Source organism: Pseudomonas sp. F220, from assembly GCF_057813935.1.
This window is the reverse complement of the sequence record NZ_JBVASJ010000008.1, coordinates 129,294-142,904: the sequence shown is the minus strand read 5'-3', so window position 1 is coordinate 142,904 and position 13,611 is coordinate 129,294. Positions and strand designations below refer to the sequence as shown.

Sequence of the window (13,611 nt, the reverse complement as noted above, 5' to 3'; positions counted from 1 at the left end):
ATTAGCGCCGCGTCGCCAGCAGGCCGATCAGAAAGCCCACGCCGGCGGCAATCCCCACGGATTGCCACGGGTTGGCCTGTACGTAATCTTCGGTGGCGGTTACCGCTGCTTTGCTGCGCTCGCGCAGGGAGTCTTCGGTCAGTTGCAGGGTTTCGCGGGCACGCAACAGGCTGTCCTGGATCTGGCTACGCAGCTCATCAGCTTGATCACCTGCCAGTGCCGCGGTGTGTTCCAGCAACCTTTCGGTGTCATTGACCAGTGTTTGAAAATCCGCCATCAGTATTTCTTGAGCAGTCTTTGCTGTTTTGCTGGCCATGGTTATCTCCGTAAGTGGCTTCTGATTGTTTCGAGTATGAGGTGTGCTGGAAGGTTCAGTGCAATTGCCTGGTACAGCTTTTGCTTTGTCATGGTGCGCAGGCGAGCGATTTTGCGCTGAAGCTGGGCGTAAATACGGCGCGAGCCATGAAAACCTTAACCTAAATAATTAAAACCCGCGAAAAACCCCTAGCGGCGATTTGCCTGTTCGTGATTCCTGCGCCAAAGCGGTTCACCCCTACAAACGCCGATACTGAGGCGGGTGCCAATTTGGTGCGTGAAAAGGAGCCTTCGAACTGCTTTGGTGCTTTTTCCTGCATTCAGGTCTGCCAACTCCATGGAAAATTTGCAAAGCGCTGTGGACAGTCTGGTCCATAGCTCTAATACGCTGTTCATTTTGATGGGTGCGGTCATGGTACTGGCCATGCATGCCGGTTTCGCCTTTCTTGAAGTGGGCACAGTCCGGCAAAAAAATCAGGTGAACGCTTTATCGAAAATCCTCAGCGATTTCGCTGTGTCGACCCTAGCCTATTTCTTTATAGGCTATTGGATTTCCTATGGGGTGAGCTTTATGCAACCTGCGGCGGTGATCAGTGCAGATCATGGCTATGGGCTGGTGAAGTTTTTCTTCCTGCTGACCTTTGCGGCGGCCATTCCGGCAATCATCTCCGGGGGGATTGCCGAGCGCGCCAGATTCGTCCCGCAACTCTGTGCAACAGCGCTGATCGTGGCATTTATTTATCCCTTCTTCGAAGGCGTGGTGTGGAACGGTAATTTTGGTCTGCAAGCCTGGTTGCTGGCACGCTTCGGGGCGACTTTCCATGACTTCGCAGGATCGGTGGTGGTGCACGCAATGGGCGGTTGGCTGGCGCTTGCGGCGGTGCTGTTGCTCGGGCCGCGGCAGGGCCGTTACCGCGACGGACGATTGGTGGCCTTCGCACCGTCGAGTATTCCGTTTCTGGCGTTGGGTTCGTGGATCCTGATTGTCGGCTGGTTCGGCTTCAACGTGATGAGCGCGCAAACCCTGCAAGGGCTCAGTGGACTGGTCGCGGTCAACTCACTGATGGCGATGGTCGGCGGCACCATGGCGGCGCTGATTGTCGGTCGCAATGACCCCGGCTTTCTGCATAACGGCCCATTGGCGGGGCTAGTGGCTATTTGCGCCGGTTCCGACCTGATGCACCCGGTCGGGGCGTTGGTGACCGGCGTCATCGCGGGGGCGTTGTTCGTCTGGTGTTTCACCGCGGCGCAAGGGAAATGGAAGATTGATGATGTGTTGGGTGTCTGGCCGTTGCATGGGTTGTGCGGTGTCTGGGGCGGGATTGCTTGCGGAATCTTCGGTCAGAGCGCTTTGGGAGGCCTGGGCGGGGTCAGTCTGATCAGCCAGTTGATCGGGACCTCTCTGGGGGTCGTTGTCGCCTTGATCGGGGGCTTTGCGGTGTATGGCTCGATCAAATATTTCCATGGTCTGCGGTTGAGCCAGGAAGAGGAGTATTACGGGGCTGATTTGTCTGTGCACAAGATCGGTTCGGTGAGTCAGGATTGATTGTGTGCCCCTGAAATTGCTTTACCTGTAGGAGCCGAGCTTGCTCGCGATGAACGATGGCGAGGCTTGCCTGATGCACCGCGCCGCCTGCATCGCGAGCAAGCTCGGCTCCTACAGGGCCTTGTGCTTCCCGTCCATCCGCTTTATTACCCGCCCAACAATCGCGCTTCGCAGGCTTCAATGGCTGACAACGTACCGGACATCAGTACCGTGTCACCTGCCTGCAGGTGGGTGGCGCCATCCACCGTCAGTTCGTTGCCACCGCGCTGCACGGCCTGAACGTTTACACCCAGGTGCTCCAGAGCCAGGTCGTTCAGAGGCAAGCCGCAGGCATGGGCGTCGGCGCCGAGATTGACTGCATGCAGCAACACTTTGGGCTGCCCCCGATTGTCCAACAGGTTGCTCTGCGCACCGTGATAAAAACCATGCAGCAGGCGATAGCGGTTGTGCCGGACTTCGTCGACTTTGGCCTGGACCTGTTGTTCGGGCAGTCCGAGCATGATCAGCGCATGAGAGGCCAGCATCAGGCTTGACTCAAGCAGTTCTGGAACGACCTCGTTGGCACCCGCGGCTTTCAATTCTGCCAATTGGCTGTCATCCCGGGTCCGAACCAGAATCGGCACGTCAGCGTTGATTCGGCGGGCTTCCTTGAGCACGATCAAGGCGATGTCGGTCTTGTCCACGGCAATCACCAGCAACCGTGCCCGTTCGAGTCCGACGGCGGCGAGTAGCTCGCCGCGACGTGAGTCACCGTAGTGCACGCAGCTTTCGCCGGCCGCGGCTTCCTGGACGCGCACCGGATCGTCATCGAGCGCGATGAATCGCTGTTGTTCGCGACGCAGGAAGCGGCCGATGGACTGGCCCACACGACCATAACCACAGATCACCACATGCCCGTGCAACTCTGCATTCAGCCCGGTAATTTCTTCCAGTTTCGCCTCCTCATTGGGCTTGCGATGCAAGCGGGAGGCGATACCTGGGGCCGCGCGCAACAGCAGCGGCGTCAATAGCATCGAACAGAAGGTTGTCGCCAGCAGAAGGCTGCTGATGTCGGCGGGCATCAGCTGGCCCTGTTGCATCTGCGCTATTAGCGCGAAGCAGAACTCGCCTCCTTGAGCCAGTGCGAGTCCGCTGCGCCAGGCTGTTTCGCCGTCACTGCCACGCCACTTGACCAGAGTCGCCACCACCCCACCTTTGATCAGCAACAGTGCCAGCGTCAGCCCCAGGATGAGTACACCGTGGTTGGCGAATAATTGCAGGTCGATCAACATGCCGATACTGACGAAGAACAGCCCCAACAAAATATCGCGGAATGGCCGGATATCGGCTTCGATTTGATGCCGATAATGGCTTTCCCCCAGCAGCATGCCGGCTAGAAAGGCGCCGAGGGCAGGGGAGAGGCCAAGCAGGTGAGTCAGCCAGGCCGTCAGCAGAACGATGACCAAGGCCAGCAGCACGAACAACTCGGCGGAGTGGGACGCGGCGACCTCATGGAACAGCCGTGGCAGCAACCAGCGACTGGCCAACAGCAGGCCGACAAACAGTACGACGGTTTTGCCCAGCGTGATCGGTAGCGCCCAATACCAGGCCTGGTCACTGCTGCCGGCAAACACTGGGACCAGCGTCAGCAAGAGCACCGCGACCATATCCTGGAACAACAACACACCGATTGCATTCTGGCCGTGGCTGCTGAAGATCTCTCCCAGGCTGGTCAACTCTTTACTGACAATGGCGGTCGAGGACAACGCCAGACCGGCCCCGAGTAACAAGGCTGAGGTAGTCGCTACGCCAAACAGCAATAACACGCCTCCCAGCAGTGCACCTGAAACCAGTACCTGAAGGCTGCCCAAGCCGAATACCACACGGCGCAACGCGAGCATTTTCGACAGGGAGAACTCAAGTCCCAGGGAAAATAGCAGGAAGACCACGCCCAGCTCGGCCAGATCCGGTAACTCTTCGCTGTCATTCACCCAGTCGAATGCCGTTGGCCCCACCAACAGGCCCACACACAGGTAGCCCAAAACCGGTGGTAGTTGCAGGCGCCGGAACAGCGCAATCACCACCAGTGATGAGGCGAGGATGATCAACAGATTTGCAAACACAGAAGTCTCCGGTCAAGGCTTGAGATAACAGAGCGTAGAGGCAAAAAAGCGGCGAGCATCGCGCAGTTGGTTCTGATGGAGAATGATTTACGTCATTCTTTTGTGGAGTCGCCTGATGTCGACCGCAGCTGGCTATGTCTGGGCAGGTAAACCCCCTTGGCTCGACGAGTTTTCCTGTCGGGCCTAGAATGAACGCCTATTCCTTGTTGGTCTGTTTCTCATGCCTTCTGAATGCCAGCTATTCGGCACCCTTGGTTGCCATCTCTGTGAACTTGCCGAAGCCGAAGTGATGCCGTTGGTCGAGCACGGTCTGTTGGTGGAGCTGGTTGATATTGCGGAAAACGAAGCATGGGTCGAAGACTACGGCTTACGTATCCCGGTCCTGCGACGCATGGATACTGGCGCCGAACTGGATTGGCCATTCGACGCCGAGCAGGTTGTGGCTTTTTTGCGTTGATCACTAGGGTCCTGGCCTGCGTTAGCGACAGGTTCTCCGCCTGTCGATCCCTCTGTAATCCGTTGGCGAGAGACGCAATATTCGGTTACTGTATGCATATACAGCTGTCGAGTGTTTTGCCATGTCTATCACTTGGCGAATCAAGAATATGGAGGGATATACCATGGTCAATGTCGAGCAATTGAAGAGCAGCGTGAACCGGATGTCCGCTGACGTCGTCCGCGAGGCCGTGCTCGAATTGCGTCTGGATGGTCTGGTCACGGAAGGAAAAACACCCTTCAACAAGCTGCATTTCAATACCTGCTTCGCTGAAATCGAGGCCTTGTTTCAGCGTGCCGGTTATCACCGACAACTGGATGTCGTGGGTTATCAGGGCTTGCTGTATGCGCTTTATGATCCAGGACGCTGGGAGGCCGTTGATGTACTGCGCTGGCTTAAAGAGTTTACCGAAGCAGCAGCGCAGCCTGAGATGACCCATGCCTGAAGGCCGTGAGTTGTCTGTGGCGCAATCTCTCCTAGGTTCGCCTGCGCCCATGCTGGATAATGCCGGCCTGCACTAATGGCCAGAGCCCTGTATGTCTACGTCATCTTTTAGCGCTGCACAGAATCAAGCGAGCACGTTGTATCTGCCTCCGGGCTCATGGCCGACCGTGCTCGATTGCCTGTGTGAACACTTTCGCGCCATCAGCCGCGAGCAATGGCTGGACCGGATCGCTCGTGGACGTGTTCTGGACGGGAGTGGTGTGGCGATTGCCGTTGGTTTGCCTTATAGGGAAGGCCTGCGGATACATTACTTTCGTGAGGTGCCTGACGAAAAGCCGATTCCGGTGCTGGAGTCGATTCTCTATGCCGATGAACATCTGGTGGTGGCGGATAAACCGCACTTTCTACCAGTCACCCCGGCGGGTGAGTATGTCGAACAGACGTTGTTGCGACGTCTGATCCGTCGCCTGGATAACCCGCACTTGGTGCCGTTGCATCGAATAGACCGGCATACGGCGGGGCTTGTGTTGTTTTCGGCCAATCCCGAGAGCCGTTCGGCTTATCAGTTGTTGTTTCCCACCCGAAAAATCGAGAAACGCTACGAGGCGATTGCCCGAGCTTTGCCAGGTTTGTCATTCCCATTGGTCCACAAAAGCCGATTGGTCGATGGCGAGCCCTTCTTCCGCATGCAGGAAGGTCCGGGGGGCAGCAACACCGAGACGGCTGTCGCAGTCAGCGAGAAAAACGGTGAGCTTTGGCGCTATGCGTTGTCTCCCGTTACCGGCAAAAAACACCAGTTGCGGGTGCACATGAGTGCATTGGGGGCGGGTATTTGCAATGACCCGTTCTATCCCGATGTCCTCAAGGATGTCGAAGATGACTATGCCAACCCGCTGAAGCTGCTGGCTCAAGGTTTGCGCTTTATCGACCCATTGACGGGGCTTGCGCGTCAATTCGAAAGCGAAATCACCTTGCAATGGTGATTTCTGGAAATAGCTACGCCAGGTTTTTCAGGCACTGATCGATATTTTTACTCCGCAAAAACGATAAAACCCGCACAAGGCGGGTTTGATCTGTATCGGACTGTCGGCGCTGGGCTTACAGCTCTTTAACGGTACGAACCTGATCTTTGTTGATCCGGGTGTGTTTACCGTCCAGCTGTTCGAATTCGTAGAAACCCGAATCTTTATCGAATCTAGGCGAGTCGACGGCCTGGATTTCGCGACCGTCATTCAGAGTAATCACCGTAGGCGACGCGCAACCGGCGAGCGTGGCGAGGCCTAGTGCAAGCATCAGGCTGGCGAGGGTCCGTTGAGTCATTTTGTGTCTCCGAAATGAGTACTTTTGATTATTGATCTTGAGACGTATACAACGAGCTCAAGTTCCTTGGCTAGTTTCATTCTGAAACGCTGTTGTGCTGGAGTAGCAGTTCAGGCGTATTCAAGTTGGCCAGGCGGTGATCGTTTTCGGCGCACTGCAAGGCAGTGGCACCCAGCGTGCGCATGAGTCTACCCGGGCTGCGTTCACCTTCATCCCACGCGCGTTCGAAAGCAGCTGCGAGCGCCGTCGGGATAATGCACAGCAGTGGTTCCCAGTGTTCCCCATGGCGCAGCATTAACGGTTTGTCCGGATGCTGACTAGCGGCTTCTCGCATTGAGTTAAGCAGATTGGCATCGATTTGCGGTACGTCGCAGGGCAATACCAGCAAATGATTATGTCGGGCTACCGCCAGCCCTGCGCGAATGCCGGCCAGTGGGCCAGGGAACTCGTCGTTGTCGTCCTGGACCAATTGGTCGGCAAACGGCGCGTATTTGTCCTGGTTGCGGTTGCAGGAGATGATCAGGTCGTCGCTCAGCCCGCGAGTCTTGCGGTGCAGATGAGCAATCAACGGCTGGCCCTGCCACTCCAGCAGACCCTTGTCCTGACCGCCCATGCGTTGGCCACGCCCGCCCGCCAGGAGCAGAATGGAGCATGGCGGCAGGTGAGTGTTCGAATTCATGAAGCGTCTCCGCAGGGGCAGCGAAATGGAACGCTGTGATATAACACCGGGCTGTTTCTCCTACAACTGGATCGAGCCTATGAAAGCCAAGGCTGATGTACCTTTTGCACCGTTGAACATTGCGGTGTTGACTGTCAGCGACACCCGCACCCTGGAAACCGATACTTCCGGACAGGTCTTCGTCGACCGTCTGAGCGCCGCCGGCCATAACCTGGCCGCGCGGGTTCTGCTTAAAGATGATCTCTACAAAATCCGTGCGCAAGTCGCGACCTGGATAGCCGAAGACGTCGTTCAGGTGGTGCTGATCACCGGCGGCACCGGGTTTACTGGCCGCGATAGCACTCCGGAAGCCGTCAGTTGCCTGCTCGATAAACAGGTTGATGGTTTCGGCGAGTTGTTCCGGCAGATTTCGGTTGCGGACATTGGCACTTCAACGGTGCAGTCGCGGGCCTTGGCCGGATTGGCCAATGGCACGTTGGTGTGCTGCCTGCCAGGCTCGACCAATGCAGTTCGCACCGGGTGGGACGGGATCCTCGCAGAGCAACTGGATTCGCGGCACCGACCGTGTAATTTCGTCCCCCATCTGAAACAGGCCGCACCCTGTGAATCCCGTGGATAAGCCGGGCAAGACCGGAGTCTTGATGCCGGTCGAAGTCGCGTTGGCCCGCTTGCTGGCAATGGCTGAGGCTTCGCCGATTCGTGAGTGCGAGCGGCTGCCGTTGGCGGCGGTTCAAGGTCGGGTATTGGCTGACGATTTGATTTCGACTCTGGATCTCCCGCCTTGGCCTAACAGCGCGATGGATGGCTACGCTTTGCGCGTTGCCGACTGGAACGGCGAAGCTCTTGTGGTCAGCCAGCGGATATTCGCAGGCCAGGCACCGGAGCCGTTGGCGCCTGGTACCTGTGCGAGGATCTTCACGGGTGCTCCTGTGCCGGCAGGCGCCGATTGCGTCGAGATGCAGGAAAATGCTGAAGTACTGGCCGATGGGCGAGTGCGCTTTAGCGAGATGCTGCACGCTGGGCAGAATATTCGGCCACAAGGCCAGGAAACCACCGTCGGTGAACTGGTTTTGTCGGCGGGTACTCGCTTGGGGCCTATTGAGCAGGGTTTGGCTGCTTCTCTAGGTTGCGCGCAACTGAAGGTGATTCGCCGGGTGCGGGTGGCAGTGCTGTCCACCGGCGATGAATTGATCGAGCCGGGACAGCCGCTTGGGCCGGGGCAGATCTACAACAGTAATCGCGTGTTGCTGTGCAGCTGGCTGCAGCGTCTGGGCTGTGAAGTGGTTGACGCGGGGATCTTGCCCGATGATCTGCCGACTACCCGTAACCGACTCGCTGAATTGGCGGATGTGGACCTGATCCTCTCTACGGGTGGCGTGTCGGTGGGAGAAGCGGATTTTCTCGGCATCGCATTGCGTGAAGACGGTGAGCTTGCGTTGTGGAAGCTTGCTATCAAGCCTGGCAAACCGCTGACGTGTGGACACTTCCGAGGCGTGCCGGTAATCGGCTTGCCGGGAAATCCTGCATCGACCCTGGTGACGTTTGCCTTGTTGGCCCGACCTTATCTGTTGCGACGACAGGGCGTGGTGGAGGTGCAGCCGTTGCAGTTTCAGGTGCCAGCAGGGTTTGTCTGGCCCAAGCCGGGCAACCGTCGGGAGTACCTGCGAGGGCGCCTGGAGCAAGGACGAGCAATCATCTATAAAAATCAAAGCTCGGGGGTATTACGCAGTGCGGCCTGGGCCGAGGGTTTGGTTGAAGTGCTGGAGGATCGCACGCTGGTTGAGGGCGATTGGGTGAACTTCATTCCGCTGAGTGAAGTGTTGGGCTGAGCTTTGGCGGCTCAATCGAGCCCGGCCAGAATATGGCCGGGTGCAGTCGCCGGGAGCTGGTTAATGGATAAGTACTAGCAGAAGTTGACCGAAGCGACTGCTGGAAACCCAGGCCAGGAGAGTAATCAGCGCCAGCACCGCGGCTGCTCCCGCTGAGCAGGCGAGTTTGCTCTTGATGGAGTTGAGGTTGTCGGGAGTTTTATCGAGGCTCCTGCAGCGGGGGGGCACATGGACCAGTAAGGTGCTCCTTTCCAACTGATTGATCGCTGGACCTACCCTCTTGAAAAATTTCTCATTGCTCATGTCAATGCACTTCCCTGTGTGAGGCGTCTTCGCTCGAAAACAATGGTTCACAAACGTTCTCCCATTGCCTCTCTGAGGTCAATTAAGCCGATTCGCTATGTGCAGTCAGAAAAATTACTGGCAAGTGGGTCGTGTAATCACGAATAGCGTTTCACCGCAGCCACTGACGACCGTGGACCGAGGCCTATCGATTTCGAATTGATTCGGCGGGTGTCGGTTTTTTTCGCGCCGCGGGGGGCAATATCCTTCAATGCCCTTCCAATGACTGGAGTGATGGACGATGACGGTTTGCTCGATATCAGCATTCTGCCGGCCCCACAAGAAGTGGTGAGCACCCTGAGGGATCTGCTGGCCGGTGGTTTGGGTATCGACAACATGTTCGTTCGGGAGCGTCTGCCATGGGTCGAAATCAAGGTCTCGGAAGGCCTCTTCATCAACCTTGATGGCGAGCCCTTGCAAGGCGACAACCTTCGTTTTTCGGTTCGCCCGGCAGCCTTGCGGGTGCATCTCGCACCAGACTCACCCCTGCTTGGAGGGTCCAGAACCGGCTAGTCATCGAGGCTGATGATCTGTTCGCGTACGGCAAACAGCACCAGACCCGCGACGTCGAAAATCTGCAAGCGCTTCATGATCTGCGAGCGATGGGTTTCGACCGTCTTGATACTCAAGCCCAAGCCATTGGCGATTTCCCGGGTTGATTTTCCACGCACGATCAGTCGTAGGATTTCCAGCTGGCGTGCAGTCAGGGTGTGCGCGGGTTTCGGCTGGTTTTTCTGGACGCGGGTTAGCGCCTGGGTGATTACCGTATGGGCGATGGCCGGGCTCAGGTAGCGTTCGTTATTGCGCAACGCCTCAAGTGCATGTTCGAGTTCGTTGGCTGTGGTGTCCTTCAGCAGGTAGCCGTGAGCGCCTGACTCCAATGCCTGCATGATCAGTGCGGAGTCGGTGTGCATGGATAGAATTAGCACCTTGCTCTGCGGACGTACCGCTTTGAGTCTCTGCAATGCCTCGAGGCCGCCGGTGTCCTTCATGGAAATGTCCAGAAGAATGATGTCCGGGCACAGCTTCTCAACCATCTCGAGCAGCTGTGCGCCATCGTTGGCTTCACCGATCACCTCGTAGCCGGGAATGTCCAGGACCAGTGCGCGCACGCCAGCCCTGATGAGCGAGTGGTCATCCACCAGAAGTAAATTACAGGTCAATGTAAAACCTTATGGGTATTGGCTCGTTCGAGGGCGCGGGGCGCCCAGGGAAACAATGCTTCGATCTGAGTGCCTTTGTCGGGCTCGCTGGTGACGGTCAAGGTGCCGCCCAGTTGATCAATCCGCTCTGACATGCCCGCCATTCCACGTTGGCCTTCCTGACCTGGATTCAGGGCCGGAGAAAAGCCCTGGCCGTCATCGCTGATGAACAGTGCCAGGCCCTGAGGCAGACGTTGCAGGCGGATCAGCAGATTCGTTGCCTGGGCATGGCGCAGCATATTAGTGATGGCTTCCTGAGTGATCCGAAAGGCCGCAACCGCCATCTCTTCCGGGATGCCGGTCAAGCGTTGCTGGCATTCCAGGCTCCAGTGCACCGGAGTATTGGCCAGGGTCTTGAGCAAATGCGCGCGCAAACTGGCTTCCAGCCCAAGGCTGGCCAACTGCCTGGGGTTGAGAATGGCCGATACGTCGCGGACTTTTGTCAGGGTTTCTTCCAGTGTGTCGCAGAGTACCGAGCATTGGCTTTGCAGGTCTTCGGGCAGGCGACGCTTTAGCCATTCACTTTGCAGTTTTGCCGCGGTCAGCAATTGGCCGATGTCGTCATGCAGCTCGCGACTGAGCCGATGACGTTCGTTTTCCTGAACTTCCAACAGACGGTCGGCCAGTTCCTGGGGCTGAAATTTGATCGATTTTAGCGAGTGACGATGTTGGACCCAGACGCTGGTCAATGCGGCCAGATTCAGCGCCAGCAGACTCAAGGGCAATGTACTGGATTGGCAGTAGATCAGCAGACTGCCGAGGGCCGAGCAGATACACAGCAACAGGCTGAACTGGTGCGCGTTTTTTCGGGTGGATGGCCAAGCGATGAATGACTTGAGGCTAGCGTACATAGCGGATGGAGCCAATAAATGTTCGCTGCGGTTAGACCGGTCCTGGCGGCTGACGGGCCCCTGTCTGGAAAAGGGTGCTGTTTGAATAGTTAGCTTCAAATGAGCGCAATCTGTTCGTCTGAAACGAGCCTTGTACTGACTCCGGATCTGGAGCCAATCTGGAGCCGCGGTGTTATTAAACGTCAACTAATGGTCGGCATAATACCACCTAAGATACCGTTGGTCGCGTTCTGGATATGGGTCAAAAGCGTCAGGAATTTAAGGTTTTTTGGACACGGGTACCCACTTTTGGTGGGTATTTACTAAAGCCGCGGCATGAGAAAGTGAGTAGCCAGGAAGTTGTATTTGTCGGTATTGGATGTGAAGTATTCAATGGCGACATTGTCGGGTAATGCTCAAGTTGTAGAGCGATCCTTCGGCAATAAATATCAGGATCTTTTACGCAGTCACACCTGGCTATCTGCGAGAGAAACCAGCTTAAGCGGCTTGGGGGTGTATGGCGCAGGAGAGTGACTCAGACCTACCTGGAAGGCAAATGCATTGATCAGAGAGACTTGTTCGCTGTCATCCAGGCTGAGCGTGCCGGTATTAATATCGATGAGTTCGAGTTGCCAGGCCATCAAGGTGAGGCAGTCTTTCAGGGCATCCAGGGCCGGATCATGCAGGTCCATATGGTTTTGCGCGAGGCTCAGCAAACCGTGAATGCGCCGCGAGAATTCGGATACCGCCTGAATCGCCAGTGCATCAGCCTTGTTGGCAAGCTTGAGCAGGGTATTCAATATGCAATCAATGGCGTCCTTGTCATTTCTGATCAACTGCAAATGACTCAGGCATTCCTCTGACTTGGCCAGTAGCGTCTCGGCTTCAAGGAGAAACTCGGGAAGTCGCTGATACCACTCTTTTCCGTCGTTCAGCATGCCTTTCTCCACAACATCGTGTCAGGTGGGGGATTTTCGCGTGTGGCGAACGACCGTAAGTTAATGCCGATTTGTAGTAGGCGTCTGTAGTCTGTTTCTGATTGTTGATGACCTGAAATAAACACTCTGTTTATTCTCGCTGCATCACTACGCGAAGCAGGACGGGCAGTGTTGAACGGGTCGAAGATAGCCAGGTGCAGGACTCTGAGGGCAGAGGCTCGGGAAACTCGAGAGGGCGCCTAACTACGGACCTGCGATTACGAGCAAATGCCTGACTCCATTCATGCAGTGAGAATGGCGTCACATTAATGGCTATTAGATATCGCGAATATCAGGTCGGACCTGATTGCCGGTAGGGGATTCCCCTAGATTAGGGAACCTTGCGCAGAAACTGAGGTCGCGCGATGGGGGGATGCAGCGGATTGAATGGCGAGGCCAGTAAAGCATGATGTTAATGTGACATCAATGCACTTACATGGCATTTTGTTTGAGGGTCAAGGTCCGGCGAAATCAGCCGATAACTTTCATGAGTGAATTCATCAGAACACGCCCAGGAGTCATTAATGGCTGGCATTCTCGACACGGTAGATCAACGCACGCAGCTGGTGGGTGAGAATCGCCTGGAAATTCTCATGTTCCGCCTGGCCGGTCGGCAGCTTTTTGCGATCAACGTCTTCAAGGTGCAGGAAGTGTTGCAGTTGCCCAAGTTGACGTTGATGCCTCAGCGCCATCCGTTTGTCTGCGGAGTGGTCAATCTGCGGGGCCAGACGCTGCCGGTGATTGACCTGTCCCAGGCAATCGGGATGCGACCTTTGGTGCCAGGGCCCAACAGCACGATCATCGTGACCGAATACAACCGTTCGGTGCAGGCATTCCTGGTGGGAGGCGTCGATCGCATCGTCAACATGAACTGGGAAGCGATTCTGCCACCGCCGACCAGCGCCGGTCGCCAGCATTACCTGACTGCCATTAGTAAGGTCGACGATCAATTGGTCGAGATCATCGACGTGGAAAAAGTACTGGCCGAAATCGTTCCGTACAACGCCAAGGTGTCCCGCGAGAAACTCGACGACCCGGTGCTGGAACGCGCCCGCGGTCGTGAAGTGTTGTTGGTCGATGACTCCAACGTAGCCTTGTCCCAGTTGCGCGATACCTTGTCCCAGCTTGGGGTGAAAATGCACATCGCCCGCGACGGTCTCAAGGCGCTGAACATGCTCAAGGCCTGGGCCGACACCGGTGTGGTCATGACTGACAAGCTGCTGATGGTCTTCACCGATGCGGAAATGCCAGAGATGGACGGCTACCGTCTGACCACTGAAATCCGTAACGATCCACGCCTGCGCGGTTTGTATGTGGTCCTGCACACGTCGTTGTCCGGCAGCTTCAACGATTCGATGGTGAAGAAGGTCGGCTGCGATAACTTCCTGTCCAAATTCCAGCCGGACAAACTGGTCGACGTGGTCCGCCAGCGCCTGATGCTGGACTCAGTTCCTGCCTGATGAGCCCTAAATGTAGGAGCGAGCTTGCTCGCGATGGACGTTAGCGATAACGCGTGTTTTCTGAATAAA

14 protein-coding genes and 1 pseudogene are annotated in these 13,611 nt (G+C 56.5%); 8 read left to right on the top strand and 7 right to left on the bottom strand.

Annotation, left to right across the window (positions count from 1 at the left end; translation table 11 throughout):
- Window position 1: 1 nt before the first annotated feature.
- Complete coding sequence (locus ACZYSM_RS10385) at window positions 2-316, bottom strand: ElaB/YgaM/YqjD family protein (RefSeq protein ID WP_489071385.1); 315 nt, start codon at window positions 314-316, stop codon at window positions 2-4.
- Between the two features lie 336 nt (window positions 317-652).
- Here ACZYSM_RS10385 and ACZYSM_RS10380 point away from each other — a divergent pair, with 336 nt between their 5' ends.
- Window positions 653-1,861: an ammonium transporter gene (locus ACZYSM_RS10380; protein WP_489071383.1), complete on the top strand. Its 1,209-nt coding sequence runs from the start codon at window positions 653-655 to the stop codon at window positions 1,859-1,861.
- A gap of 146 nt (window positions 1,862-2,007) precedes the next feature.
- On the opposite strand, the gene ACZYSM_RS10375 is transcribed toward ACZYSM_RS10380, so the two are convergent.
- Entirely contained in the window at window positions 2,008-3,963 is a 1,956-nt protein-coding gene (locus ACZYSM_RS10375) for a monovalent cation:proton antiporter-2 (CPA2) family protein (protein ID WP_489071381.1), read from the bottom strand.
- Between the two features lie 220 nt (window positions 3,964-4,183).
- Here ACZYSM_RS10375 and ACZYSM_RS10370 point away from each other — a divergent pair, with 220 nt between their 5' ends.
- From ACZYSM_RS10370 to ACZYSM_RS10360, 3 genes are all read left to right on the top strand, one after another.
- On the top strand, window positions 4,184-4,420 hold the full coding sequence (locus tag ACZYSM_RS10370; RefSeq protein ID WP_489071379.1) for a glutaredoxin family protein: 237 nt from the start codon (window positions 4,184-4,186) through the stop codon (window positions 4,418-4,420).
- Between the two features lie 163 nt (window positions 4,421-4,583).
- A complete protein-coding gene (locus ACZYSM_RS10365) occupies window positions 4,584-4,904 on the top strand; it encodes a transcriptional regulator (RefSeq protein ID WP_489071460.1) in 321 nt (106 codons plus the stop codon).
- Window positions 4,905-4,995: 91 nt separating this feature from the next.
- The gene (locus ACZYSM_RS10360; protein ID WP_489071377.1) at window positions 4,996-5,886 is read left to right on the top strand and encodes a pseudouridine synthase; all 891 of its coding nucleotides are present in this window, start codon (window positions 4,996-4,998) and stop codon (window positions 5,884-5,886) included.
- Between the two features lie 115 nt (window positions 5,887-6,001).
- Here the strand turns inward: ACZYSM_RS10360 and ACZYSM_RS10355 are convergent, their stop codons facing one another.
- The gene (locus tag ACZYSM_RS10355) at window positions 6,002-6,223 is read right to left on the bottom strand and encodes a YgdI/YgdR family lipoprotein (RefSeq protein WP_489071375.1); all 222 of its coding nucleotides are present in this window, start codon (window positions 6,221-6,223) and stop codon (window positions 6,002-6,004) included.
- Window positions 6,224-6,299: 76 nt separating this feature from the next.
- Entirely contained in the window at window positions 6,300-6,902 is a 603-nt protein-coding gene (gene mobA / locus ACZYSM_RS10350) for a molybdenum cofactor guanylyltransferase MobA (protein WP_489071373.1), read from the bottom strand.
- 79 nt (window positions 6,903-6,981) lie between these two features.
- Here mobA and moaB point away from each other — a divergent pair, with 79 nt between their 5' ends.
- From moaB to ACZYSM_RS10335, 3 genes and pseudogenes are all read left to right on the top strand, one after another.
- Window positions 6,982-7,521, top strand: a complete 540-nt coding sequence (gene moaB / locus ACZYSM_RS10345) for a molybdenum cofactor biosynthesis protein B (RefSeq protein ID WP_489071459.1) — start codon at window positions 6,982-6,984, stop codon at window positions 7,519-7,521.
- Window positions 7,522-7,543: 22 nt separating this feature from the next.
- Window positions 7,544-8,731, top strand: a complete 1,188-nt coding sequence (locus ACZYSM_RS10340; protein ID WP_489071458.1) for a molybdopterin molybdotransferase MoeA — start codon at window positions 7,544-7,546, stop codon at window positions 8,729-8,731.
- A gap of 570 nt (window positions 8,732-9,301) precedes the next feature.
- Window positions 9,302-9,586 (top strand): annotated as a pseudogene (locus ACZYSM_RS10335) (lipid kinase YegS); the annotation flags it as partial.
- On the opposite strand, the gene ACZYSM_RS10330 reads toward ACZYSM_RS10335, so the two are convergent.
- From ACZYSM_RS10330 to ACZYSM_RS10320, 3 genes are all read right to left on the bottom strand, one after another.
- Window positions 9,583-10,236, bottom strand: coding sequence for a response regulator (locus ACZYSM_RS10330; RefSeq protein ID WP_489071371.1), 654 nt, complete (start codon window positions 10,234-10,236; stop codon window positions 9,583-9,585). The pseudogene ACZYSM_RS10335 and the gene ACZYSM_RS10330 overlap by 4 nt on opposite strands.
- Window positions 10,233-11,126, bottom strand: coding sequence for a sensor histidine kinase (locus tag ACZYSM_RS10325; RefSeq protein WP_489071369.1), 894 nt, complete (start codon window positions 11,124-11,126; stop codon window positions 10,233-10,235). The genes ACZYSM_RS10330 and ACZYSM_RS10325 overlap by 4 nt, the downstream gene beginning before the upstream one ends.
- 446 nt (window positions 11,127-11,572) lie before the next feature.
- Window positions 11,573-12,043 (bottom strand): hypothetical protein, encoded by a 471-nt coding sequence (locus ACZYSM_RS10320; RefSeq protein ID WP_489071367.1) that lies wholly within the window; start codon window positions 12,041-12,043, stop codon window positions 11,573-11,575.
- A gap of 563 nt (window positions 12,044-12,606) precedes the next feature.
- On the opposite strand from ACZYSM_RS10320, the gene ACZYSM_RS10315 reads away from it, so the two are divergent.
- Entirely contained in the window at window positions 12,607-13,542 is a 936-nt protein-coding gene (locus ACZYSM_RS10315) for a chemotaxis protein CheV (protein WP_489071365.1), read from the top strand.
- Window positions 13,543-13,611: the final 69 nt, after the last annotated feature.

Bases quoted from the DNA above. Each gene is read 5' to 3' on its own strand.
- ACZYSM_RS10385 (WP_489071385.1), bottom strand. From the start codon at position 316: ATGGCCAGCAAAACAGCAAAGACTGCTCAAGAAATACTGATGGCGGAT.
- ACZYSM_RS10380 (WP_489071383.1), top strand. From the start codon at position 653: ATGGAAAATTTGCAAAGCGCTGTGGACAGTCTGGTCCATAGCTCTAAT.
- ACZYSM_RS10370 (WP_489071379.1), top strand. From the start codon at position 4,184: ATGCCTTCTGAATGCCAGCTATTCGGCACCCTTGGTTGCCATCTCTGT.
- ACZYSM_RS10365 (WP_489071460.1), top strand. From the start codon at position 4,584: ATGGTCAATGTCGAGCAATTGAAGAGCAGCGTGAACCGGATGTCCGCT.
- ACZYSM_RS10360 (WP_489071377.1), top strand. From the start codon at position 4,996: ATGTCTACGTCATCTTTTAGCGCTGCACAGAATCAAGCGAGCACGTTG.
- ACZYSM_RS10355 (WP_489071375.1), bottom strand. From the start codon at position 6,223: ATGACTCAACGGACCCTCGCCAGCCTGATGCTTGCACTAGGCCTCGCC.
- mobA (WP_489071373.1), bottom strand. From the start codon at position 6,902: ATGAATTCGAACACTCACCTGCCGCCATGCTCCATTCTGCTCCTGGCG.
- moaB (WP_489071459.1), top strand. From the start codon at position 6,982: ATGAAAGCCAAGGCTGATGTACCTTTTGCACCGTTGAACATTGCGGTG.
- ACZYSM_RS10340 (WP_489071458.1), top strand. From the start codon at position 7,544: ATGCCGGTCGAAGTCGCGTTGGCCCGCTTGCTGGCAATGGCTGAGGCT.
- ACZYSM_RS10325 (WP_489071369.1), bottom strand. From the start codon at position 11,126: ATGTACGCTAGCCTCAAGTCATTCATCGCTTGGCCATCCACCCGAAAA.
- ACZYSM_RS10320 (WP_489071367.1), bottom strand. From the start codon at position 12,043: ATGCTGAACGACGGAAAAGAGTGGTATCAGCGACTTCCCGAGTTTCTC.
- ACZYSM_RS10315 (WP_489071365.1), top strand. From the start codon at position 12,607: ATGGCTGGCATTCTCGACACGGTAGATCAACGCACGCAGCTGGTGGGT.